This window comes from Vibrio sp. JZG120, assembly GCF_053890955.1.
This window is the reverse complement of sequence record NZ_JBSRRK010000043.1, coordinates 1-1,081: the sequence shown is the minus strand read 5'-3', so window position 1 is coordinate 1,081 and position 1,081 is coordinate 1. Positions and strand designations below refer to the sequence as shown.

Sequence of the window (1,081 nt, the reverse complement as noted above, 5' to 3'; positions counted from 1 at the left end):
ACAGTCATCTGTACGTTGTCACCTGGCATTACCATTTCTACGCCTTCTGGTAGCTGGATGTCACCAGTTACGTCAGTTGTACGGAAGTAGAACTGTGGACGGTAGCCTTTGAAGAATGGAGTGTGACGACCACCTTCATCTTTAGACAGTACGTATACTTCTGATTCGAACTTAGTGTGTGGAGTGATTGAACCAGGCTTCGCTAGTACTTGACCACGTTCAACTTCGTCACGCTTAGTACCACGTAGAAGTGCACCAACGTTCTCACCTGCACGGCCTTCGTCTAGAAGCTTACGGAACATCTCTACACCAGTACATGTTGTAGTAGTTGTTTCCTTGATACCTACGATAGCAACTTCGTCACCTACAGTTAGAATACCACGCTCGATACGACCAGTTACTACTGTACCACGACCTTGGATTGAGAATACGTCTTCGATAGGCATTAGGAATGGCTGATCTACCGCACGCTCTGGCTCAGGGATGTAAGTATCTAGAGCTTCAGCTAGTTCAACGATTTTCGCTTCCCACTGCTCTTCGCCGTTTAGTGCGCCTAGTGCAGAACCTTGGATAACTGGTAGGTCATCACCTGGGAAATCGTATTCAGATAGAAGTTCACGAACTTCCATTTCTACTAGTTCTAGTAGCTCTTCATCGTCAACCATGTCACATTTGTTCATGAATACGATGATGTATGGGATACCAACCTGACGGCCTAGTAGGATGTGCTCACGAGTTTGTGGCATTGGGCCATCTGTCGCAGCAACAACTAGGATACCACCGTCCATCTGTGCAGCACCAGTGATCATGTTTTTAACGTAGTCCGCGTGTCCTGGACAGTCAACGTGTGCGTAGTGACGAGTTGGAGTGTCGTACTCAACGTGAGAAGTTGCGATTGTGATACCGCGCTCACGCTCTTCTGGAGCGTTATCGATAGATGCGAAGTCTTTAGCTACACCGCCGTAAACTTTAGCAAGAGTAGTACAGATAGCTGCAGTTAGAGTTGTTTTACCGTGGTCAACGTGGCCGATAGTACCAACGTTAACGTGCGGTTTCGTACGTTCAAATTTTTCTTTAGACA

Annotated in this window: 1 protein-coding gene; it reads right to left on the bottom strand. The window is 47.0% G+C overall.

Going from position 1 to position 1,081, the window contains the following annotated elements; all coding sequences use genetic code 11:
- Window positions 1–1,081: elongation factor Tu (gene tuf / locus ACWPOD_RS23700; RefSeq protein ID WP_456232305.1), on the bottom strand; the 1,081-nt coding region annotated here is incomplete at both ends.